The organism is Priestia megaterium, from assembly GCF_046599315.1.
GTDB classification, from domain to species: Bacteria; Bacillota; Bacilli; order Bacillales; family Bacillaceae_H; genus Priestia; species Priestia megaterium_F.
This window is the reverse complement of the sequence record NZ_JBKIKC010000005.1, coordinates 41,344-63,916: the sequence shown is the minus strand read 5'-3', so window position 1 is coordinate 63,916 and position 22,573 is coordinate 41,344. Positions and strand designations below refer to the sequence as shown.

The 22,573-nt window shown below is 37.6% G+C and carries 26 protein-coding genes; 19 read left to right on the top strand and 7 right to left on the bottom strand.

The features are described from left to right. Positions 1-27: 27 nt before the first annotated feature. From ACLHDF_RS16915 to ACLHDF_RS16905, 3 genes are all read right to left on the bottom strand, one after another. A complete protein-coding gene (locus ACLHDF_RS16915) occupies positions 28-849 on the bottom strand; it encodes a Cof-type HAD-IIB family hydrolase (RefSeq protein WP_413919875.1) in 822 nt (273 codons plus the stop codon). Positions 850-986: 137 nt separating this feature from the next. Then, entirely contained in the window at positions 987-1,121 is a 135-nt protein-coding gene (locus ACLHDF_RS16910) for a hypothetical protein (protein ID WP_413919874.1), read from the bottom strand. A gap of 131 nt (positions 1,122-1,252) precedes the next feature. Continuing rightward, positions 1,253-2,278 (bottom strand): LLM class flavin-dependent oxidoreductase, encoded by a 1,026-nt coding sequence (locus ACLHDF_RS16905; RefSeq protein WP_413919873.1) that lies wholly within the window; start codon positions 2,276-2,278, stop codon positions 1,253-1,255. 326 nt (positions 2,279-2,604) lie between these two features. Here ACLHDF_RS16905 and ACLHDF_RS16900 point away from each other — a divergent pair, with 326 nt between their 5' ends. The 13 genes from ACLHDF_RS16900 to ACLHDF_RS16840 all read left to right on the top strand — a co-directional run bounded on the left by ACLHDF_RS16900 (position 2,605) and on the right by ACLHDF_RS16840 (position 11,377). Then, the gene (locus ACLHDF_RS16900) at positions 2,605-3,135 is read left to right on the top strand and encodes a hypothetical protein (RefSeq protein ID WP_413919872.1); all 531 of its coding nucleotides are present in this window, start codon (positions 2,605-2,607) and stop codon (positions 3,133-3,135) included. 10 nt (positions 3,136-3,145) lie between these two features. Beyond that, complete coding sequence (locus ACLHDF_RS16895) at positions 3,146-3,670, top strand: GNAT family N-acetyltransferase (protein ID WP_413919871.1); 525 nt, start codon at positions 3,146-3,148, stop codon at positions 3,668-3,670. Positions 3,671-3,697: 27 nt separating this feature from the next. Continuing rightward, entirely contained in the window at positions 3,698-3,964 is a 267-nt protein-coding gene (locus ACLHDF_RS16890) for a glutaredoxin family protein (RefSeq protein WP_413919870.1), read from the top strand. 69 nt (positions 3,965-4,033) lie between these two features. Beyond that, a complete protein-coding gene (locus ACLHDF_RS16885; RefSeq protein ID WP_413919869.1) occupies positions 4,034-4,855 on the top strand; it encodes an amino acid ABC transporter substrate-binding protein in 822 nt (273 codons plus the stop codon). 75 nt (positions 4,856-4,930) lie between these two features. Beyond that, a complete protein-coding gene (locus ACLHDF_RS16880) occupies positions 4,931-5,629 on the top strand; it encodes an amino acid ABC transporter permease (RefSeq protein WP_413919868.1) in 699 nt (232 codons plus the stop codon). Between the two features lie 27 nt (positions 5,630-5,656). Beyond that, positions 5,657-6,367 (top strand): amino acid ABC transporter permease, encoded by a 711-nt coding sequence (locus ACLHDF_RS16875; protein ID WP_413919867.1) that lies wholly within the window; start codon positions 5,657-5,659, stop codon positions 6,365-6,367. After that, complete coding sequence (locus tag ACLHDF_RS16870; protein WP_413919866.1) at positions 6,364-7,137, top strand: amino acid ABC transporter ATP-binding protein; 774 nt, start codon at positions 6,364-6,366, stop codon at positions 7,135-7,137. Before ACLHDF_RS16875 ends, ACLHDF_RS16870 begins: the two co-directional genes overlap by 4 nt. Before the next feature lie 156 nt (positions 7,138-7,293). After that, on the top strand, positions 7,294-8,025 hold the full coding sequence (locus tag ACLHDF_RS16865) for a riboflavin kinase (RefSeq protein ID WP_413919865.1): 732 nt from the start codon (positions 7,294-7,296) through the stop codon (positions 8,023-8,025). A 1-nt stretch (position 8,026) separates the two neighbouring features. Further along, positions 8,027-9,349 (top strand): LLM class flavin-dependent oxidoreductase, encoded by a 1,323-nt coding sequence (locus tag ACLHDF_RS16860; protein WP_413919864.1) that lies wholly within the window; start codon positions 8,027-8,029, stop codon positions 9,347-9,349. A gap of 126 nt (positions 9,350-9,475) precedes the next feature. Beyond that, positions 9,476-10,009 carry a hypothetical protein gene (locus ACLHDF_RS16855; protein ID WP_413919863.1) on the top strand — a complete coding sequence of 178 codons (534 nt, stop codon included), beginning with the start codon at positions 9,476-9,478 and terminating at the stop codon, positions 10,007-10,009. Positions 10,010-10,109: 100 nt separating this feature from the next. Next, the gene (locus tag ACLHDF_RS16850; RefSeq protein WP_413919862.1) at positions 10,110-10,922 is read left to right on the top strand and encodes an N-acetylmuramoyl-L-alanine amidase family protein; all 813 of its coding nucleotides are present in this window, start codon (positions 10,110-10,112) and stop codon (positions 10,920-10,922) included. A gap of 11 nt (positions 10,923-10,933) precedes the next feature. Then, positions 10,934-11,107 (top strand): hypothetical protein, encoded by a 174-nt coding sequence (locus tag ACLHDF_RS16845; RefSeq protein ID WP_413919861.1) that lies wholly within the window; start codon positions 10,934-10,936, stop codon positions 11,105-11,107. Between the two features lie 90 nt (positions 11,108-11,197). After that, a complete protein-coding gene (locus ACLHDF_RS16840) occupies positions 11,198-11,377 on the top strand; it encodes a hypothetical protein (RefSeq protein WP_413920040.1) in 180 nt (59 codons plus the stop codon). Between the two features lie 312 nt (positions 11,378-11,689). Here ACLHDF_RS16840 and ACLHDF_RS16835 read toward each other — a convergent pair whose 3' ends face one another. Next, the gene (locus ACLHDF_RS16835; protein WP_413919860.1) at positions 11,690-12,070 is read right to left on the bottom strand and encodes a plasmid mobilization protein; all 381 of its coding nucleotides are present in this window, start codon (positions 12,068-12,070) and stop codon (positions 11,690-11,692) included. 471 nt (positions 12,071-12,541) lie between these two features. Here ACLHDF_RS16835 and ACLHDF_RS16830 point away from each other — a divergent pair, with 471 nt between their 5' ends. Continuing rightward, a complete protein-coding gene (locus tag ACLHDF_RS16830) occupies positions 12,542-14,401 on the top strand; it encodes an N-acetylmuramoyl-L-alanine amidase (RefSeq protein ID WP_413919859.1) in 1,860 nt (619 codons plus the stop codon). Positions 14,402-14,537: 136 nt separating this feature from the next. Further along, positions 14,538-15,440: a GNAT family N-acetyltransferase gene (locus tag ACLHDF_RS16825; protein WP_413919858.1), complete on the top strand. Its 903-nt coding sequence runs from the start codon at positions 14,538-14,540 to the stop codon at positions 15,438-15,440. 21 nt (positions 15,441-15,461) lie between these two features. On the opposite strand, the gene ACLHDF_RS16820 is transcribed toward ACLHDF_RS16825, so the two are convergent. Then, entirely contained in the window at positions 15,462-16,007 is a 546-nt protein-coding gene (locus tag ACLHDF_RS16820) for a DUF4825 domain-containing protein (protein WP_413919857.1), read from the bottom strand. A gap of 83 nt (positions 16,008-16,090) precedes the next feature. Further along, on the bottom strand, positions 16,091-16,822 hold the full coding sequence (locus ACLHDF_RS16815) for a ZIP family metal transporter (RefSeq protein WP_413919856.1): 732 nt from the start codon (positions 16,820-16,822) through the stop codon (positions 16,091-16,093). A gap of 284 nt (positions 16,823-17,106) precedes the next feature. Here ACLHDF_RS16815 and ACLHDF_RS16810 point away from each other — a divergent pair, with 284 nt between their 5' ends. Next, positions 17,107-18,309, top strand: a complete 1,203-nt coding sequence (locus ACLHDF_RS16810) for a cytochrome P450 (RefSeq protein ID WP_413919855.1) — start codon at positions 17,107-17,109, stop codon at positions 18,307-18,309. A gap of 44 nt (positions 18,310-18,353) precedes the next feature. Here the strand turns inward: ACLHDF_RS16810 and ACLHDF_RS16805 are convergent, their stop codons facing one another. After that, the gene (locus tag ACLHDF_RS16805) at positions 18,354-18,932 is read right to left on the bottom strand and encodes a TIGR00730 family Rossman fold protein (protein ID WP_413919854.1); all 579 of its coding nucleotides are present in this window, start codon (positions 18,930-18,932) and stop codon (positions 18,354-18,356) included. 309 nt (positions 18,933-19,241) lie between these two features. On the opposite strand from ACLHDF_RS16805, the gene ACLHDF_RS16800 reads away from it, so the two are divergent. The 3 genes from ACLHDF_RS16800 to ACLHDF_RS16790 all read left to right on the top strand — a co-directional run bounded on the left by ACLHDF_RS16800 (position 19,242) and on the right by ACLHDF_RS16790 (position 22,571). Beyond that, the gene (locus ACLHDF_RS16800) at positions 19,242-20,573 is read left to right on the top strand and encodes an NAD-dependent malic enzyme (RefSeq protein WP_413919853.1); all 1,332 of its coding nucleotides are present in this window, start codon (positions 19,242-19,244) and stop codon (positions 20,571-20,573) included. Positions 20,574-20,713: 140 nt separating this feature from the next. Then, on the top strand, positions 20,714-21,196 hold the full coding sequence (locus tag ACLHDF_RS16795; protein WP_413919852.1) for a PH domain-containing protein: 483 nt from the start codon (positions 20,714-20,716) through the stop codon (positions 21,194-21,196). Then, entirely contained in the window at positions 21,189-22,571 is a 1,383-nt protein-coding gene (locus tag ACLHDF_RS16790) for a PH domain-containing protein (RefSeq protein WP_413919851.1), read from the top strand. Before ACLHDF_RS16795 ends, ACLHDF_RS16790 begins: the two co-directional genes overlap by 8 nt. Positions 22,572-22,573: the final 2 nt, after the last annotated feature.

Sequence of the window (22,573 nt, the reverse complement as noted above, 5' to 3'; positions counted from 1 at the left end):
CGGTTCATACGAGCTGCATTTTTTGTCTTACGAAACGCTAACAGGTTTTAAGATAAATTCTTCCACAACTTTTGCCACGCCGTCATTCATGTTTGTATCTGTTACGTGGTTGGCTTTTTCTTTGATATCGGCAGGGGCATTTCCCATTGCCACGCCAAGTCCAGCAAATTCAATCATGGCAAGGTCATTATAGCTGTCGCCAATGGCAATCACTTCATCGCGTGTAATGCCAAGCTGTTGAATTAATAAATGTAGACTTGTCCCTTTTGTGACGCCTTCTTCTGTAAATTCAAGGAAGTATGGTTTAGAGCGCATTACGCTTAGCTCTCCTTGAAGCTGCTGTTGAAGTTTCTTTTCAACATGAACTAGCTTTTCCGGTTCTGCAAGCATTAGTACTTTTACAACAGGTTCCGTAACGGCATCAGCAAAAGATGAAACAACACGGATCGGCAGACCTGTAATATCACTTTCAATATCTGTAAATTTATTTTCTACTTCGGTTATAATTTCATTTCCCACGTACGTATGAATTAAGACGCCTTCTTCGCGGCTAATACCGTCCAGACGTGCAACAGTACGTGGAGATAATGTACTGCTAAATAGCTCTTCATTTGTTAGACAATTAATGATTTTTGCCCCATTAAACGATAAAATAAAGCTTCCGTACTTTTCTAACTCTAATTCTTTTGCGATGTGAACCATTCCGTAAGTTGGTCGTCCAGAAGCAAGTACAACTTTTACTCCTGATTCTTGCGCATTCATTAATGCTTCTTTCGTGCGCGGAGAAATAGTGTGGTCATCGCATAGTAGTGTATCATCTAAATCTAAAACAATCATTTTGTAAGGCATATTTGTAAATTCCCTTCTTCTACTAGACTCATATCTTCATATGGTACTATAAAAAAACGTTTCATTCAATTTAATCATTTTTCGAAAAGAAGGAGGCATGTGTATACTTTGTTTAAACTCCTAGTATGGATCACTTATTAGACCGCTGTTGATTTCCGTGCAAGGCTTCGCTTTCCGCGGGCGGCTGATGAGCCTCCTCGTTGCTTGCGCTCCTGCGGAGTCTCATCTGTTCCGCTTTTCCCGCAGGAGTCTTCGCCTTGCCCTCCGATCAACAGCTACAGGCAATTAAACACATGAAAGCTACGTTCACCATGATAACCCAAAAATACGAACTATTAATCGATAATTTTGATCATTAGTTCGTATTTACCTCTACTAAAACACTTTTGTCCTAGCTTCTTGATTAGTAAGCAGCTAGAGTTTGATTGTTTTTCCGCGCATCTCCTTCATTGAATGCTTCTTTTAAAAGCGTATAAGATCGCTTTTTTTGTTCGAAATTTTGAATGGCAGTAAGAATAATAAATTCATCAACAGAAAACGCCTGTTTCAAAGCTTGAAGCTTTTGGCGAACGCTTTCTTTTGTACCGTATAGAACGTTTGCTTCTTTTTCTTCAATTCGATAGCTTTCTTTAGACTGCTGACCAAATTCTTCAGCTTTTTCTTTGGAGCCTAATGTAATGGACTTCCCATTTTTTAAGTATACTTTAAATATTTTTGTGCTGGATGCTAATGCTTTTGCTTCTTCTACAGTATCTGCTACGATGACGGAAAGCGCAACGACAAGCGAGCGTGCATGAGATGAAACGTGCTGATTATAGACAGAAACCGCTTCTTCTAGCACTTTTTGCTCGCCATTAATGAATTGAGCAAATACATAGGGAAGGTTTAATGAAGCCGCAAGCTCTGCGCTTGAAGTACTTGCTCCCAGTAAAAACATATCTGCTGATTTTTCCGGCCTTGGATAGGCTTTTAAACCATAAAGCGGGTGATCTTCTGGCAGCGTATCGTTTAGATATTGTTTAAGTTCTATCAGTTTGTCTGTTAAGGACTTAGTGGGCTGAGAGTTTTGTTGCAAGGCTTGAGTAGAATGAGGTAGTCCTCCTGGTGCTCTACCGATTCCAAGATCGATGCGATTTGGAGATAATGAGGCTAAAACATTAAAATTTTCTGCTACTTTATAAGGGCTGTAGTGCTGAAGCATAACGCCCCCTGAACCAATACGAATATGATGCGTTTTAGCAAGCAGATGAGAAATTAACACTTCAGGTGATGATCCTACAATATGTTCAGAGTCATGATGCTCCGCTACCCAAAAGCGATGGTAACCAAGTTCTTCTGCTAGCTGAGCTAATTGAATGGTATGCTGAAATGCATCTTCAGCACGCTCACCTTCATAACGTGGGCTTTGATCTAAAATACTTAATTTCACTAAAAACACTCCTTAAAGTTGATAAAAAAGGTAAGAATAATTGGGATTAATTTTAGCAAAGGATTTTCCAGATGAAAAGAGTTTTTTAAAGAAAAATTTTTTTTGAAAAATAAGTTGACTTTGCTATTTTGAGGCTATATAGTTGAATCATTAAATGAAAAAGCCGATAAAACAACTTGGATAAATAAGAATTAAGTGAGTATGTTTCAAAGACACTTCACTTCGTTCTCCGGTTTTATCAAACAAACAGTTAAAGCTGATTGGTCTACCAAAGGCTCCTGAATAAATTCCAGGAGCCTTTTTGCTGTAAAAAGGAGGGGAAGAAAGTGAGCGATATATGTATTCTATATAACGGAAGCTCTCATAATTATCAACAAATAGCATCAGTAAAAGATGAGCTAGAAGCTTGCTTAACCTCCAAAGGAGTGCGAGCAGAAGCTATTTTGTATCACGATGTGCACGCTTTAACAGAGGAAAATCAAAAAGAAATAAAGGCATTTATTTCAAAAGTGAACCAAGCTAAAAGTATTGTCGTTTTGTTATCTGAAGTGAATGAAATATACGTACATTCTTTTGAACAGTTAACAAAAATATTGCCAGAAGATTTATTTCATAAAAAAATATTTCTGCCAATTCTTATTGGTGAAAATGTGAATTATTTACTGAAAGCTAAATATGACTTCAAACTTTTAGCGTCTTTTTTAGGTAGACCTTATTGGCTCAGCAGTCTTTTTCTACTGCATGAATACGTGTCTTTTACAGGCATCAACAATGTGAATGCCAAAAGTCGTTTAAAGGAAGCTGTGGATGAGCTGATTTATAAAGCCGGTCTATCCCTTCAAACATTTATAAAATGAGGTGGAGAAAATGAGTGAATTATATCGATTAGCAATCGTAGAAGATGCTGAAGAACTGTTGGATTTAACGCTTCGAGCATACGAGCCGATTCGAAAGTTAGGAATTAAGTTTCCCGCCGCGACGGCAACGATTGAACTTGTAAAAGAAAACATCCAAAACAGCCGCTGCTATGTGCTGGAAAGTGATGGGAAAATCGTAGCTACGATTACAGCAAGAACGTATAAAGAAATAACAAACTGGCCTTTCTTATGGTGGTTTGCCGTAGATCCTTTGGTTAAGAAGAAAGGAGTAGGTTCTAAACTCTTAACATGGGTTGAAGAAACGATTATTCGGGATGAATTGGGGGCTCCTGCAGTTACATTAGCTACTTCTGATCGGCATCCGTGGTTAATTCCGATGTATGAAAGGAAAGGATATGAACGCTTTTTTGAAGTCGATCAAGGAGAAGAAGGAAAAGGCGTATTTTTAAGGAAAATCTTACACCCTGAAAGATACGAGTTAAAAAAACACAAAGAGCTACAAAAAGCTAATTAATAAAATAAGAAGAAAAGAGGAGAAAACATGTCAGTAAAGATTTTATTATGGAATCGAAAAGGTTGTCATCATTGCGAAGAATTAAAAGCGTATTTTCAAGAAAAAGGATATCAATATGAAAGTATAGATGTAGAAGGAAAAGATTATTTGCGAGATATACTTGAAATTAAATACGGTATTCGTCACGTACCGGTCGTTGAAATTGGAGATAAGGGGCAGTTTAAAGGAGTTACTGAAAAAGATTATGAACAAATAGAAAAGTTGATTGAAGACTATTCACCAATCGTTAAATAGCTGGAACATCCATTTTATTCATCTGTTAAAATAATAAACTATTTTGAGACATAGTGAGGGACAAAATATATGAAAAAGCTACAGCTGACAGCTATCTTTTTATTACTTCTTTTAGTGTTAGCAGCTTGCGGAACATCCAATAAAGAAACAGCGGGTAACGCAAGCAAAGACAAAGTGCAAAAAATTATTGTAGGAACCGGTACTCAATTTCCGAACATTTGCTTTCTTGATGATAAAGGTAATTTAACAGGGTATGACGTAGAGCTTGTTAAAGAAATAGACAAACGTCTTCCAAACTATAAGTTTGAATTTAAAACGATGGATTTTTCTAATTTACTTTTGAGCTTGGAATCGAACAAAATTGATTTAGTAGCTCATCAGATGGAAGTGAATGAAGAGAGAAAACAAAAGTTCCTATTTAATAAAGAACCTTATAATATCTTTCCGCTACATGTAGTTGTAAATGAAAAAAATACGTCAATTAAATCAATTAAAGATTTGAGTGGTAAAAAGGTAATTGTAGGAGCAACGAGTAACTCTGCTAACTTAATCGATAAATATAACAAAGAACATGGAAATAAGATTGATATCGTCTATTCAGGTCAAGGATCTGATGATACAAAAACGCAGCTGAAAACAGGACGCGCGGACGCCACAATTAGTACGCCGTTTGCAGTTGACTTTGTCAATAAGCAAGCGGATGCAGAGCAAAAAGTTGTAGGTCCTGCTATCTCAAATTCAAAAGTATATTTTATGCTTCGCAAAAATGAAACAGGTTTACAAAAAGATGTTGATAAAGCCTTAAAAGAAATAAAAGAAGACGGAACATTGACAAAATTAAGTAAAAAATGGCTAGGAGAAGACTATACAAGAGCAGCTGGAAATAACTAAAGCACTTACTGTGACCCAAGCCCTTAAACTTGGGTCCTTTCGCTACCTGTAGAGGGAAACAAAGGAGAGAAAAAGATGGGAAAAGCATTTGATATAGAGCTGATTTTCACCTCTATTCCTCAATTATTATCTTATTTGCATATTACAATTTGGATTTTGGTTGCTTCACTTGTCATTGGCAGTACCTTAGGATTACTAATTGCGCTGCCCCGCATTTATAAAGCGCCCGTGTTAAGTCAAATAGCAACAGTTTATATTTCTTTTATGAGAGGGACACCTATTTTAATTCAATTATTTTTAGTTTTTTATGGGATACCTGCCCTTTTACAATTGATTCATATTGACGTTTCTAGAATGGCTCCGCTCGTATTTGTTATTATCACGTATTCATTGAGCACGGCGGCGTCTTTTTCTGAAATGATGCGCGGTGCTATTAATAGTATAGATAAAGGGCAAACCGAAGCAGCGTATAGTATAGGAATGACGGGAAAACAAACGTTCACTCGAATTGTGCTGCCGCAAGCTCTCGTTGTAGCCTTTCCTAACTTTGGAAATCTTGTGATTGGTTCTTTGAAAGATACGTCTTTAGCCTTTACGATTGGTGTAATGGATATGATGGGAAGAGGAGATACCATTATCGCAGCAACGGCTCATGCAGTGGAGGTATACATTGCACTTGCGATTATTTATTATTTTGTGGCGATTATATTAGAGAGATTTTTTGTGAAATCAGAACAGAAGCTGCAAAAACACGATCAGCCTGTTCATGCATAAAACGAGCTTACCAAAAGAGGTGTAAACATGATTATTGATGTACCGTTTATATGGACAGCATTTGTAGAAATCTTAAAAGCATTACCTTTAACGTTCCTTATTACCATTGGTCCGTTACTAGGAGGATTGCTTATTGGTATTGCTGTTGCTGCTGTGAGAATTAATTCTGTGAAAATAATAACGCCTATTGCCAACCTATACGTCTCATTTTTTCGAGGAACGCCTGCTATCCTTCATATTATGGTTATTTACCTAGGGTTACCGTTATTTATTAATAAACTATCAGCCTACTATGAATGGGGCTTTAATGCAAACAGCATTCCTATTGTCGTATTTGTATTAATCGCTTTGTCTTTTACAGCGGGAGCTTATATGTCAGAGATTATTCGCTCTGGTTTGTTAGCTGTAGAAAAAGGACAAATTGAGGCTGCATATTCCATTGGAATGAATCGTTTCCAATCGATGAAACGAATTGTTTTTCCACAGGCGTTTGCTTTGTCTTTACCGAATTTATGTAATATTTTTATTGGCTTTTTGCATACGTCTTCCATCGCATTCATTGTATCGCAAAAAGAATTAAACGGTGCTGCTAATATCGTAGCTTCGAATAATCTCAAGTTTCTAGAAGCTTATATTGCTGCTGCTCTTATTTATTGGATGTTGACAATGTTAATAGAAGGAATAACAGCACTGCTTGAACGGAAATTAACTGTTTATAATCGAGGAGGAGTTGTATGATTACATTAACTAATATTAAAAAAACATTTGGTCGCCATACAGTATTGAACGGTATTGATTTAATCGTTAAAAAAGGCGACGTTGTGACCATTTTAGGGCCCAGTGGTTCCGGAAAGACTACGCTTTTACGGTGCATTAATTTCTTAGAAAGGGCAGATGAAGGAGAAGTTTCTATTGATCAATTTACGGTTCAGTGCCAAAAGCCAAACCGCAAAGACATTTTAACTCTGCGACAAAAAACAACGATGGTTTTTCAGCAATATAATTTGTTCAAACACAAAACCGTTATTGAAAATATTATGGAAGGGCTAGTTATTGTTCAAAAGTTGCCAAAGGAGGAGGCAAAACAACGCAGTTTAGACGTTCTTGAAAAAGTTGGGCTTGCTGAAAAAGCAAATGCTTATCCAAGTCAGTTATCAGGAGGTCAACAACAGCGAGTGGGCATTGCTAGAGCGCTTGCTTTAAACCCTGAAGTCATTTTATTTGATGAGCCGACGTCTGCTTTAGATCCCGAACTAGTGGGTGAAGTACTGTCTGTTATTCGTAAAATTGCTGAAGAAGGAATTACAATGATTATTGTTACGCACGAAATGAGTTTTGCCCGTGAAGTCTCTAATCACGTTGTGTTTATGGATGGAGGAAAGATTGTCGAACAAGGCCATCCTGAAGATATATTTTTAAATCCAAAAGAAGAGCGAACAAAGAAATTTCTCAAGCGTATCAACCCAACGCATTCCCCTTACTCTTATATTTATGAAAAAACAATCTAATACTTCAATTAAAAACCAACTTGACTCATAGGAATAATAAGTATATGATGAAATTATCAAATTAAACAAACCGACTAGATCACTAGAGGTTCTTTACACGATGCGTGACATTGTGTGAAGAACCTTTTATTTTTTACTAGACTTAAGGGAAGAAGGATGAGGGTAGTGAATAAAGCGGCATTAAAAGCTAAAACAAGCAAAAAACTTTTGATAAAAGGTCAGGTTGTAACTGGAAGACAGCAAGGAAGACATTTGGGATTTCCAACAGCTAATATAGATACTCAGCAAGAGGAAGTAAAGAATGGAGTGTATGGTGTTCTCGTTCACCTCCGGGGACTTGAGTATATAGGGGTTATGAATGTAGGTGTTAAGCCTACATTTGGATCGGAACTATCTAAAACATTTGAGGTTCATATTTTGGATTTTAACGAAGTTATTTATGGAGAGACAGTCCAATGTAACGTGATTTTTCGAGTGCGAGGGGAGAAAAAGTTCTCTTCTATTGAGTTTTTAAAGCATCAAATTAAAGCTGATACGCTACAAGTTAAGCAAAGGTTTCAACATATGGGCTATGTATCGAGTGAATATACAAAATCCAAGCTAGGGCAAGCGCGGTATTTAAATTTACCTGATCTACAGTTTTTTAATTGGTGCCACAGTCAATTCCAAGTAAATAAAGGCATTTACAATACAATTGATCAATGGTTTTATGACGAAGGAATTGTAAATATTCACCCTAGAAGAGTTCACGTTATCGCCTTTTTGCAATTTGCACAGGAAGGGAATAAAAGAAAGGCAGAAAGAGAAGAGGTCCTTCGCTTTGGAGCAGGTGGTTTAACCAATCAATTACGAGAATTTATGAATGGGTATGAAAAAGGAGAGTGGTAATATGACACGTCAAAGACAATTAAAACTAGGGGCTATTATTCATGGAGTTGGAGGAAATATGGGGGCATGGAGGCACCCTGAAATTTTGTCAGATGCAAGCGTTAATTTCAATTTTTACAAGCAGCAGGCTCAAAAAGCGGAAGAAGGAAAATTTGATTTAGTATTCATTGCCGATGGGTTATATATTAATGAAAAATCGCTTCCGCATTTTTTGAATCGTTTTGAACCTCTTACTATTCTATCAGCACTTGCTTCTGTGACCTCTCATATTGGTTTAGTTGGCACTCTATCGACCTCCTACAGCGAGCCGTTTACAGTGGCTAGACAATTCGCTTCGCTTGATCATATTAGCAGCGGCCGAGCAGGATGGAATGTTGTAACATCTCCATTAGAAGGATCTGCCCTTAACTATGGAAAAGAACATCCTACTCATAGTAAACGCTATAGAATAGCTGAAGAGTTTCTAGAAGTAACAAAGGGATTGTGGGATTCTTGGGAAGATGATGCATTTATTCGAAATAAAGAAACGGGACAATTTTTTGAGGAGAAAAAGCTGCACCGCTTGCATCATAAAGGGGAATTTTTCTCTGTAGAAGGACCGTTAAACATTGGGCGCTCAGTTCAGGGGCAGCCTGTAGTGTTTCAAGCAGGCTCTTCTGAAAGCGGCAAAGATTTAGCAGCGAAAACGGCCGATGCAGTGTTTACAGGACAAGACAATTTAGAAGAAGCGAAAGCTTTTTACCAAGATGTAAAGTCAAGGGCCCTAGCACAAGGACGCAAGGAAAACGAGCTTTTAATTTTCCCCGGAATTGGTCCTATCATTGGTAGCACAACCGAAGAAGCCGAAAGAAAATATAAAGAACTTTCTCAATTGGTTACAATTGAACATGCGCTAAACTACTTAGGACGCTTTTTCGATCATTTTGATTTTTCACAGTTTCCATTAGATGCGGCGTTCCCTGACTTAGGAAATATAGGAAGTAATAGTTTTCGCAGTACAACTGACAAAATTAAAGAAAACGCTAAAAAATATAAGTGGACACTGCGAGAAGCAGCACTGCGAATTGCTACACCTAAAACGGAATTTATTGGAACGCCGGAGCATATTGCCAATTTAATGGAACAGTGGTTTGAAGAAAAGGGAGCTGACGGCTTTATTATTCATTCAAGCGTTCCGCATGGCTTAGATGACTTTGTTGAACATGTTGTACCGATTTTGCAAGAAAGAGGCTTGTATCGTACAGAATACGAAGGGAGTACATTAAGAAGTCACTTGCAGTTGAATGTTCCTAAAAATCGCTACACACAGGTGAAAGTTAACTGAAGTAGATTCAAAGAGACTCGAAGGAGTCTCTTTTTTAATATTAAAAATATGGTAAAATTCTCTTTGTAGGTTATTCGTTTTAGTTCATAAGGCCTAAAGGATGTTGAATACCCGGAAAGGAGTCAAATGGAAAGAAGACATAAAAGTAAGAAGAAACGTATTATCATTTCGATATTTTTATCCATTTTGCTAATTGGAGGAGGAGCAACAGGATGGATATTGTATCAAAACGAAAAAATTCCTTTTTTATCACAGGAAAATATAAAGGCAAGTGCTATTAAAGTGGATCAGCAGAAAATTAATAAGTTGGAAAGCAGCGATCAGCAGGCAAAAGATTTTATAGCTGAACATCATGACGTACTAAATGATTTAACAGGATGGAGTGCCATTGAACATCCAGATTGGCCTGCCGTACAAGAAGAAGCAACAGCTATTAAAAATACGATTAGTACAATTGCAGTAAAAGATTCTGTTTTAAAGAAAGACTTTCAGCATATGGAGAAGCTGGCTAAACAGCTAGAGCAGACGAAAGATCAAGCGCTATTAAAGGAACTTCACCGCTATTTTCATGATTTAGACGTTGTTATCAATGAAGACGATGGTTCAAATACATATTTCAATGTCACCAGCTATGGTAAATCAGTTGTAAAGACTCCCTAAATGAGCCATAGCAAAAAGCTTTATACATAAAAGTAGTTTGGTATAACAAACGTCTTAGCTTATTTGTGCATATGCTACGAATAAGGAGGAGACAGGTTATATGAAAAAAATTTATTTAGATGCAGGCCACGGAGGAAAAGATTTAGGGGCTGTAGCCAACGGGCTACATGAAAAAGACTTAGTGTTAGCTGTTCAACAGCACATAATCTCTTTTCTTTCTGCTCACTATCAAGGGTTTTCTCTTTGTGCAACTCGTACAACCGATGTGTTTCTGTCATTAAATGAACGGGCCAACAGAGCCAATGCATGGGGTGCTGATGTATACTTATCTATCCATATAAATTCAGGTGGCGAAACGGGATATGAAGATTTCATTTATAGTCAAAATATAAATAACCAAACCATTGTTTTCCGAAATGATATTCACGATCATGTCAAATTCGTTCTCGCTAAATACAATCATTCTAACCGCGGCAGAAAATCGGCTAATTATGCTGTATTAAGGCGTTCATATATGCCGTCTGTATTAACTAAAATTGGGTTTATTGACACAGAACACGATGCAAAACTCTTAAAGAACCATCAATTTCTCAAAGACATGGCCGTGGCATATGCAAAAGGCATCGCGCAGTTTTTAAACTTGGAACCTAAGTCCACAAAACCTGTAGAAGCTTCTGACATGGAAGGTTTGCCAAAACCTAGTTCTTTATATAAACCTTTATGGATAAAAACAATCGAGGATACTGATACGTATAAGGATGTAAATATGTCAGAGAGAACAGGACATTTAAAAAAGAATTCAATCTTTCAAGTTTATGGTGAAACACGTGCAGCCTGGATGATTGATGGAGGACATTTTATTGAAAAAAAGATACGATTATTAAAGGAGAAAGCATCACAACTGCGGAATTAACAAAAGAAAATGTGGAAACATTAAAGGCATTTGTAGCGGAAGAAAAATTGGAAACAGCCGTAACCTTTTCTAAAGAAGGAGATCAGATAGCCATCTTTACACTTCATGATAAAAAAATACTGAATGTAAAAGCATTTTTAGATAGAGAAAAATGGTGGTACAAAGCTGAACGAGTAAAAAAATAGTGAAAAACCCTGCACGTTTTTTGAAGCTTTCACCCTAGTAATTCCACTTATTTTTGATAGAATATAAAGAGAAAGATGCATAAAGGTGTGATGGAAATGGAAGAACAGCAAGAGTCGATTGATTTAACAAAAGTATATAAATATGAGGAGTTTCCGGATAAAGTTGCAGGCAGATGCGATAACTGTGGACATGTAAAATTTAAAAGCCTAGTAAAAGACTTTATTTTTATTCGTACATGCGCAAAGTGCGGTATGAAAAAAAGTATTTAAATTCCTATTTCTTTATAAAAAATGAGGCTGGGACAAAAGTATTTTAATTGAAGAAAGATCCGAACGATGAATCGAGATTTTTGATGGAGAATTCAACTCGTTCGGATTTTTTCATGGTGATGGTGAACGTAGGTTTCATGTATGCAGTTACTGCTAGCTGTGGATTGGAGGGCAAGGCGAAGACTTCTGCGGAAAGCAAAGTCTTGCAGGGAAATCAACAGCGGTGTAACAAGTCATCCATACTCGATCATTTGTCCAATTTGTTCGTCTTTATGTTGGATTGATTTCGTTATGTCTCAATCTCTTTTTTCTCTATTTGACGTATAAATGATCGCTAAGCTGCTCTGAAATAGTCTCTACATCTTTTTGTACATGTTTTTGTTTTTTCATCATTTCCAATAGGATTTCTTCAAGGTTCTGTGAATGATTTTGCTTATCTTTTGGTTTATGTAGGTACTTTGCGATTTGATGCATATTATTGCTTAGCCGGCTTAGTTCAGATTCAATTTTTCGCAGGTTAACCAATAGTTCCACACCCGCTTCTTTGCCGATTAAAGGCGGCTTAACTCTTCCATCCATAATAAATTTTCGAATGAGAGACGTTCGTTTTAAATTATAATGTTCAATAAGTTCCTCTAATTTTTCTTTTTCTTCTTCATTCAACTTAATTGCTGGAATGCTGTGTCCTCTCATAAGGTATCTCCTTTCAAGAGCAGTTCTTACTGCGTACAATCATACGTAAACATTCTCTTGTCTTTAATAATAGCAACCTTTTCCATGGTTAACTATGGTGAAAAGTTACTAAAATGTCGAACGTACAGTCTGTTAAAAACTGGTGAATTAAGAAATTTGGTTTAGTAATAGTTGAATTATAGAAAGAATGTCATTATCTACAATATTGCTGCTTTATCAAAAAGGCATAAAAATAGGTGAATATGCCGCTGTCGCACTCAACCATTTTTGATAGTGTAGCTTTAAAGAAGATGGATGATTTTTATTGATTTTTCGTTATACCACATCTTTCCTCCTAGTAACTCTGTCGAATCTTCTAGACTATTGTCTCAAGGGAATAGAAAGAAAGAAGACGAAATGGTTGAGAACGAGGTAAAGTCATATTATGTCTTTATTTATCTCATTTACATATGCTAAGGGGGAGGAATACGTTTGAAACTAAAAAAACAATTAAAATTAAACAAGATAGGGGTAGCCATGCTTGCAGCTGGTGTTATGTGTACAGCTTATACGCCTATTCATACGCTACACGAGCCTTTAGTCGCTCAGGCTGCAGAGAATGAACCGGATTCTTTAGAGCGAGCATTTGTACAAGCATCTCAAGAATTTGGTGTGCCAACTTCGCTTTTAAAAGCAATTTCCTATAACAAGTCACGCTGGGAAAGTCATAATGGAGAACCTAGTGCAGCCGGGGGATACGGACTTATGCATTTAACAGACATCTCGTTTGTAGAAGATGGAAAAGGAAACGGAGCTGCGCCTTCACAACCAGCATATGATAAACAGCAAACGCTCTCCTTAGCTGCTAAGCTGCTTAAGTCAAATAAAGAAATATTAAAAAAAGATCCTGTGCAAAATATTCGCGGTGGCGCTGCTGTGCTAGCTTTTATTGCAAAAGACAAAAATGGAAACCTGCCGTCTACTGATCAGAAATGGTACGACGCAGTCGCCGCTTACAGTTCTTCTCAGAATAAAGAAAACGCTCAAGTATTTGCCGATGACGTATATGAAACGTTGGAAAAAGGAGCAGAGCGTACAACATCAGACGGACAGCATCTTAAAATTTCTCCTCAAAATATAGATACACCGATCCCTCGCGCTGAAGATTCGAATACAAATAAAGCCGATTGTCCGGCGTCTTTAAAATGTGAATACATCCCTGCTTTTTACGGGAAATTTAGTGAAAGTCCTTCAGATTACGGAAACTATGATATTGCAAATCGTCAAAAATCAGATGTGCGTTATATTGTTATTCATGATACGGAAGTAAGTTATGACGGAACGATTGATTTGTTTGCTAACCCTAATAGAGCAGCTGCAAACTATGTAATCCGTTCAAGTGATGGCCATATCGCACAGATGATTGATAACAGAGATGTAGCATGGCATGCAGGAAACTGGTATTTTAATACGCACAGTATTGGAATCGAACATGAAGGGTTTGCGCTTGAAGGATCCACGTGGTTTACAGAAGAAATGTACCGTTCTTCAGCAAGACTCGTACGCCACCTTGCCAAAGAATATAATATTCCATTAGACCGAGCTCACATTATTGGTCATGACGAGGTACCGGGGTTGTCTCCTAAGGCTCAATCAGGTATGCATTCAGATCCTGGTCCGTTTTGGGAGTGGGCGCACTATATGGATTTAGTAGGAAGTCCAGTCGAGCGCCAGCATACAAACAAACTAGCCGTTACGATTAATCCAGTCTTTAAAAATAATCAGCCAGAGGTATCGGATGCACCAAAGCAGCCGGCTAACTTTGTGTATTTACATCAAGCTCCTAGCAATGATTCACCGCTACTGAATGAGCCTGCAGCTTCAGGGCCAGGAACGAAACAAACGTTAGACTGGGGAAGCAAAGCAGTAACTGGACAAACGTATGCAGTGGCTGAGACAAAAGGAGAATGGACAGCGATTTGGTACGGAGGGCAAAAAGCGTGGTTTTATAATCCACATAATAAAAATACGAGTAAAGGTACAGGCATATTATTAATGCCAAAAGCAGGAAAAGAAAGCATTCAAGTGTACGGAGGAGCTTTCCCCGAAGCTTCAGCCTATCCTTCTAATATACCGGTTAAAGCTATGGTGCCACTTCAGTATACAATTTCTCCAGAGCAGGTGTACGCGGGGGTAGAAAAAGTAACGAGTGACTATTACTATGCCCCAACTTTTACAACAAATCCAAACGATCATAAAATGATTGTTGGAAAAGACGAATATTATCAAATTTATTTTAATCACCGCTATGCGTTTGTGAAAGCGTCGGATGTAGAAATTAAAAAACAATAGAATAGGGTGTTAAAAGAAAAGAAAGAGACAGGGTATTTAAACGGCATGTCTCTTTCTTTTTTAGAAAAGCTAAAAATCTAGAATATTATTGATTATGTTTTCGCTTATTATTTTTAAAAAAAGGAATGAATGTCCTGTGATTATAATTAAGCCTCTAAGTCAATGTTCTTTTTCTGATGCGCTACAAGCATTTAATAAGGGTTTTGAAGATTATTATATTCCCATTGAGCTGTCCCTAGATCAATTCATTTATAGATTTAGTTTGGATCAGCTATCTGTGGATCATTCTTTTGTGGCTTTTTATAATGAAACACCAGCTGGAATTATGTTAAATGGAATAAAAAAGGTTAAAGGAAAAAAACATGCTTGGAATGGAGGTGCAAGCGTAGCATTCCCTTACCGGAAACTGGGGATTGGTGAAGCCTTACTAAAAGCCACACTTGAGAGATATCAACAGCAAGGAGTAGTGGAAGCCAGTCTGGAAGCATTTAAGGTGAATGAAAAAGCCATTCACCTTTATCAGAAATACGGATATGAGATTGTAGATACGCTTTTATTTCTAAAGCATAGAGGTAGTTTTCGCGCTCCTTTACTTAAGAAGAAGAATCAGTTTACGTATTCGCTAAAGCGAAGGCTTGCAAAAGATATTCAGAACCTATCTTTTTATACATACGATGTTCCGTGGAAAAATCAATTTGACTGTATCCAAGACGGAGAATCGTTTATTGCGTTGAATGAAAGAAACGAAGAAATTGGCTATCTATTATTTCAAAAGAATTTTTCTTCCATAGGCATCGTGAATTCCGTTACTTTTTATCAAGGGAGAGTTAAGGAAAATATCCCAAATCGAGAGGAAGTTCTGAACTTTTTATTGATATCTATTTTTAATATGTATGGACCAATTGCTTACAATACATATAATGTACCTGCAAAAAGGAATAGCTTATTTGTGAAAATGTTAAAATCATTTGGCTTTCAAGATTTATATACAGGTGAAGGCATCAAACTTGAGCAGGTTTTTATGAAAAAACAACTTTAAAAAGCGGCCATAAGGCCGCTTTTATTGCATTTCTGTAATAGGATGTGCATCATAGAATTCATCAATTTTTTCTTGTTGATCTTCGTATTTTGCTTTCCATATTTGATTCACATCATTATAATTTCGCAGATCTATTCCGTAGAAGTCGGTTAGCTCTTTTCGAGTAATTGTAATTGTCTGAGGAACGATTGTGTTAATAGTAAAATGAACGCTGTCAACATTTTGTGCGACAGAAAGTAAGACGGTTGCGTTATGTAAAAGTGTGCGTTTAGTTTTAGCAGATGTCCAGCTTTTTTCAAACGTATGTTGATTATCTATTGCAGCGTAATTAATTGCTAAGTAGTAAGGTTTTTGCGCATTTTGAAAGGTTATACCTTTCAAATAAACGTGTCCTGGAAGTTTATTTGTAATTTTCTCTATTGAAGTCCCCCGTTCTAAAGAAGAAGTATAATGAATAGAAGAAGCAGAGACTTTTTCAGCAGAGAGACTATTATGAGGCGCATAGGCACACCCTGATAGGCAAGTAAGTACAGAGCAAATGGAAAGAGAAGCATATATTTTTTTCATGACTGTAACTCCTTTTAATTATATCTACTTGTAAAGACGAAAGACCTATATTTTTTGTTTCATAAAAAATATAAGTTTATTCATTAAAAAGACAGATAATCCAAAATAATAGAAGTTAATAACCCTAATGAAGCGATAAAACCAATAATAGGACCACCTTCTTCAAATGCTTCCGGCAACATCGTAGAAGCAACCATTGCAATAATTCCTCCACCGGCGAATGAGGCAATAAACCCCATCATATTTGGGGTAGCACTTTGAAGAAATAGGTATCCAATCCAAGAGCAAAGAGCTGATATAAAAAAAACCGAAAGCCATAATGAAAAAATTTTCTTATGGTTGTATTGACTTTTTAGTAGTCCGCTTGTCCCGGAGATTCCTTCGGGTATATTGCTGATAAATATAGAGACAACAAGCAGCCAGCTAACGTGGTGCTGTTCAATCAAACTTGCGCCAATCATAAGTGACTCAGGTATAGCATCCATAATGGTACCAATAAAAATGGCTAGTCCCGAGCTAGCGGGGGCAAGGTGGTTAGAACGCTTTCTTTTGTGAGCGCCTTTTTTAGCTAGGGACATGTCAAGAAGAGTAAAAAGTGCTGCGCCTGTTAAGAAGCCTGAAGAAGCAGCAGTAATGCCCGCTTCTTTTACCGAATCTTGAATGAGCTCGTAGGCAGCAGCTCCTAACAAAACGCCGGTACCAAAAGCCATAATATAAGCAGTCAGCTGTTTTTTTAAAGGTGCAAAGATAGCTATAATAGCTCCTATTAGTACAGCTGAGCCTGAGACACCACCCCACATAAGGGCATCTATCACATGAGATCCCTACTTTCTTACGTACTTACTTGTAGTGTAACCATTTATATGATTATTATGAAATAAGATAAATGGACTGCATAAGTGGAAAAAAATCACTTATTTAGACCCTAAGTAAAATAAGCCTTCAGTATAATTGACAAAATTTTCTGATTATGTCCATTGAAAGTGCAAAAACCTTATGATAGGCTTATCAAAAGATAAAAGATGGAAAAAAATTCTTTTATCCGTAGCCGATTAAAAACCTTACCAAGTTTACTTTTAAACGAAAGAAGGAAGACAAGATGAACCTAAAAGCAGTGAAAAGAGAAAATCGTTATGCTAACTTGATTCCTATGCAAGAAATTAAGTCTGTCGAACAGCAGCTTTACCCATTTGATATTTATAACAGCCTGCGTCAGGAGGCACCTATTCGTTACGATGAGAGCCGAAACTGCTGGGATGTATTTGATTATGAAACCGTAAAATATATTTTTAAAAACCCATCGCTTTTTTCATCTAGACGAGCAATGGAAGAACGCCAAGAAAGTATTTTAATGATGGATCCTCCCAAACACACAAAATTACGAAACTTAGTGAACAAAGCTTTTACGCCAAGAGCTATTCAGCATTTGGAGAGTCATATTGAAGAGATTGCAGATTATTTATTAAATGAAGTAAGCAGCAAAAAACAGTTTGATATAGTAGAAGACTTTGCTGGACCACTGCCGATTATTGTAATAGCAGAGCTACTAGGAGTACCTATACAAGATCGAGCACTGTTCAAAAAGTATTCCGATGACTTAGTGAGCGGTGCTGAAAATAATTCCGATGAAGCTTTTGCGAAAATGATGCAAAAGCGTAATGATAGCGTGCTTTTTTTACAACGGTATTTTAAAGAAATCATTGCTGTGCGTCAGAAAAATAAAAAAGAAGATCTTATTTCGCTACTTTTAGAAGCAGAAATTGACGGCGAACATTTAACTGAAGAAGAAGTACTGGGGTTTTGTATTCTATTGCTAGTAGCAGGCAATGAAACAACAACAAATTTAATTACTAACGGAGTTCGGTATATGACAGAAGACTTAGATGTGCAGGGTGAAGTTCGTCAAGACATATCCCTAGTTCCGAACCTCGTAGAAGAAACTCTTCGCTATTATCCCCCTATTCAAGCGATTGGACGCATAGCTGCTGAAGATGTAGAACTTGGAGGATGTAAAATTAAAAAAGGGCAGCAGGTAATTAGCTGGGCAGCAAGTGCAAATAGAGATTCAGCTAAGTTTGAACGCCCTAACACTTTTGTAGTCAATCGCAAAACAAATCCTCACGTGAGCTTTGGGTTTGGAGTCCACTTTTGCTTAGGAGCACCGCTAGCAAGAATGGAAGGGAAAATAGCCTTTACTAAATTATTAGAAAAAGGGGAATTTAGTAAAGTTCAGCACCAGTCTTTAAAGCCAATAGATAGCCCTTTTGTTTTTGGTGTAAAAAAATATAAGATTACTTTTTAATAAGGCTTAAAAAGCGAGCGCAAATTATGCGCTTGCTTTTTAGCTTAGCGTTCAGTGTTCCATTTTTGGTCCTCTGAAGGAGACGTGTAGGTATCCATTGAAGAGATAAGCTGTTTGGGATTATCTGAAATGTTGATTAGACGAATAGCAGAATCCGTAGAAAACCCTTCATCTACAGCATGCTGAACCATTTGCATAAGCGGGTTGTAGTAGTCGTTTACATTTAATAATCCCACTGGTTTTTTATGTATACCAATTTGAGCCCAGCAAAGAGCTTCAAACAATTCTTCAAATGTCCCAAAACCTCCAGGAAGCGCAATATAAGCATCAGCTAACTCGTGCATAGCTGCTTTTCGTTCATGCATGCTCTCTACTTCGATGAGTTCTGTCAGCGCGGTATGAACGATTTCACCGCTAAATAAACCACGGGGCATAATACCAATGACTTCGCCTCCATGCTGTAGCATTTCATTTGCGACTTCTCCCATTAGACCCATTCGTGAGCCTCCGTAAATGAGCCGGTAGTTTTCTTCGGCCATGTAACGCCCTAGCGATACCGCAGCTTCTTTATATTCAGTTTTTATTCCAGCGCTTGATCCTGCGAATACACAAATTGATTTCAATTGATTCACTCCTTTGTTTCTTCTCTCTTAAGTCTTTTCTGTTTATGAAGAACAAATTCCTTCTTAATAATTTATGAATTTTCACAATGTCATCGCTTGATTATTTTAAAAACTTTGCTTATAATCAAAGCGAAACGTTTGTTTGAAAGCGTTATCTATTATTTTTCTTTTAATAGAATAGAGCGTACGTATAGACTTACTTGTAAGATAAGTAGATAACATGAATTTATGGGTAATTTAACTATTTTAAACTATTTTAAACGCTTCATTTAGTAAGCATATGTACTGTAGAATTAGGACAAGGGGGATATGATGAATAATTTGATACGCACATTAATGGTACAAACGCCAACCGTACCAGGAAACTTAGGAAGAGTAGCAACAGCCATTGGAAATGTTGGAGGAGATATTGGCGAAGTTGAAACCGTTAAAGTAGGACATAACTACACTATGAGAAGCATTACGGTTCAAGTAGAAAGTGAAGATCAGCTTGACGAATTGCTTGAAGCGGTTCGCAGTTTAGAAGGTATTACTTTACATACAGTATCAGATGAAGTTCTTCATGCGCATGAAGGCGGTAAGATTCAAATGAAAAGTAAAATGAAAATTGAGTCGCTCGCTGACTTAAGAAGAGTGTATACGCCAGGTGTAGCAAACGTTTGCCGCGCTATTCAAGAACAGCCCGACAAAGCTAAGATTTATACAAGCATTGGAAATACGGTTGCGATCGTAACGGATGGTACAGCTATATTAGGGCTAGGAAATATTGGCCCAGTTGCAGGAATGCCGGTTATGGAAGGAAAAGCTGCGTTATTTGATCAACTTGCCAATGTAAGTGCTATCCCCATTTTATTGAATGTAAATGAGCCGGAAGAAATCATTCAAACGGTTAAAAATATTTCACCGGGATTTGGTGGTATTTTACTAGAAGACATTGGCTCGCCTCACTGCTTTGAAATTGAAGAACGTTTAAAAGAAGAACTTGATATTCCAGTTATGCATGATGATCAACACGGAACAGCAGTTGTGACACTAGCAGCAGCTATTTCAGCTTGTCGCAGCACAGGTGTGAATTTGAAAGAAGCAAAAGTAGGCCAGATTGGCTTAGGAGCTGCCGGTATCGCTACGTGCAGAATGTTCATGGCTTACGGCGTCGAACAAGTAATAGGAGCTGATAAGTCTCCCGAGGCAAACGGGCGCTTAGTTAGCTACGGTGGAAAAGTAGCGGATTCGTTAGAAGAGCTTATGGAAAGCTGTGACATTGTCATTGCGACAACAGGTGTGCCGGGCTTAATTCAAAAAGAATGGGTTCGAAAAGGGCAAATTATCCTAGCGCTCTCTAATCCAAAGCCAGAAATTGAACCTGAAGATGCCCTTGAAGCAGGAGCTATTTACGCTACTGACGGAAGGTCAGTGAATAATGTACTTGGCTTCCCAGGTATTTTCAGAGGGGTATTAAATGCCGGAGTGCGCGATATTACGCACACGATGCTTGTAGCTGCAGCTGAGGCCATTGCAAATTCAACGCGTCCAGGCGATTTAGTTCCTCACCCTCTTAATCTAGCTGTACATGAGGCGGTATCCGAAGCAGTGGAAAGAGCTGCCGTTGTACACGGAGAGAAAGACGGCGTTTATCGATAAAACACGGCTGCCTAGAAATAGGTGGCCTTGTTTTATTTTTAATCGAAAATAATAAGAAAATGGTAAACTGTGAAACTTTTTTCCTTTTTTAACGTAAAATAGTAATGGTGCTATTAAAAAAGGTAGAGAAAGGAGTTTTTATGGAGTTTGAACATTTAAAGGGAAAGCTGCCCATCGAGGCTAAGAAAGCGATGCGCTGGCAATCAATTTTTATGCATGGGCTGTGGCTTTTGGCAACGGCGGGTTATTTTCTACTCGTTTATTTTTTTGATTGGTGGTCAATAATTGGATGGATATCAGCGGGACTATTAGTCGTTAGCTTTATCATATATACAGTTATAGCTCCAAGTGTATATATAAATGTATATTCATATGAAGTGACAGATACTCAAATTGATGTACAAAGAGGACTATTCATTTGGTATCATACGAAAATTCCGCTTGTGAAAGTGCAGCACGTTGAGACTTTGACAGGGCCGATTTTTCGGAAATTCGACTTGGCCTCTGTTAAAATCATCACGGCAGCTGGAAGTGTTGAAATTCCTGCACTATGCCAAAGAGATGCTGAAGCACTGCGAGAGTATATTGCTAGACTAGCAGAGGTAGATGATGAAGATGAGTAAGCGGCTGCATCCGTTATATATTGCAATTGCATTTATTGAACATATAAAAAATAATATCCTGCCTTTTGTGTTTGTGTTTATTGTCAATCGGCATCTGTTGTTTACATATTGGTGGGCAACGCTATTAGCGGGAGGCGTAGTCGCTTTATTTGCTTTTTTTACCTGGAGGGAATTTCGTTATGAAGTAACGGAAACGGAAGTGCGTCTGTACAAAGGGGTTTTTAAAAAAGAAAAACGATTTATTCAACGAAATCGCATTCAGTCGATTCAGTTGGATCAGCCATTTGTGTTTAGAATTCTTCGCTTAGCCCGGCTTCGTATTGACACGGCCAGCAGCGGTACGGATGCTGAAATTGATTTATCTGGTATTTCACTAAAAGAAGCACACTATCTTAAAGATACGTTAAAGCTGTCAGGAAGTCAGCTGGAAATAAGAGAAAAAAATCCTGAGCGTACGATGAAAGTGTCGGTGAAACAGCTTGCGTTAGCTGCTGCGTTTTCTGGGAATTTCGGCTATATTTTTGCTGCTCTTGGTTTTCTCTATCAGTATATTGATACGTATATCAATCGCTGGGTGAAGACAGCTTACGAAGAAGTCATTCATCAATCGATGCTTGGTTTATTTGTATTAGTGGCTGTAATTGTGGTGCTTGCTTATTTGCTGTCTATCGTTTTGTATGTGATACGATTTGGTGGTTTTACAGTAGAACGCTATGATCATTATCTACATATTGAATACGGACTGTTAAATAAGAAATCCCTTACGATTCCATTTCATAAAATACAGGCTGTTACGATAGAAGAAGGATTGGTTCGACGATTATTTGGATGGTCTGCCGTTTCCTTAAACGTAGTAACCTCTGATTTAAAAGAAAAGGTCTATTTGCACCCGTTTATCCAACAAAAAGAGATTGCAGCATTAATGAATGTATATGTGCCGCACTATGAATATATAAAGTGTCCAGGAAATACAGCTATTCAATATGCATGGTACCCATTAATATTACCGCTCTTGTTATTTGCCGCGGCAGGGATTGGCATCAGCTTTTGGAAATCTATGTTTGTGTGGATTATTGCCGTACTATGCCTTGCATATGTACTTATTCACTGGTTGGGCTATCGCCAAGGCGGCTTGATGATGAATGAGGTATTTGTCAGTATTCGATCGCAGTTTTTAACACGGAAAACAACGATTATTAGAAGAAAGAAAGTGGAACAAATTGAGGTGTTTGCAGGCACTTTTTTATGGAAAAAAGGATACCGGAAAGTAAAAATTTCAATTATGGGTACAAGCGGGAGCTATAAGTCAGGGTATTTTTCATTTGAGATTTGGCAGCCTATCTTTCAGCGAGCTACTTCGTCTAAAAAGGCATGAAG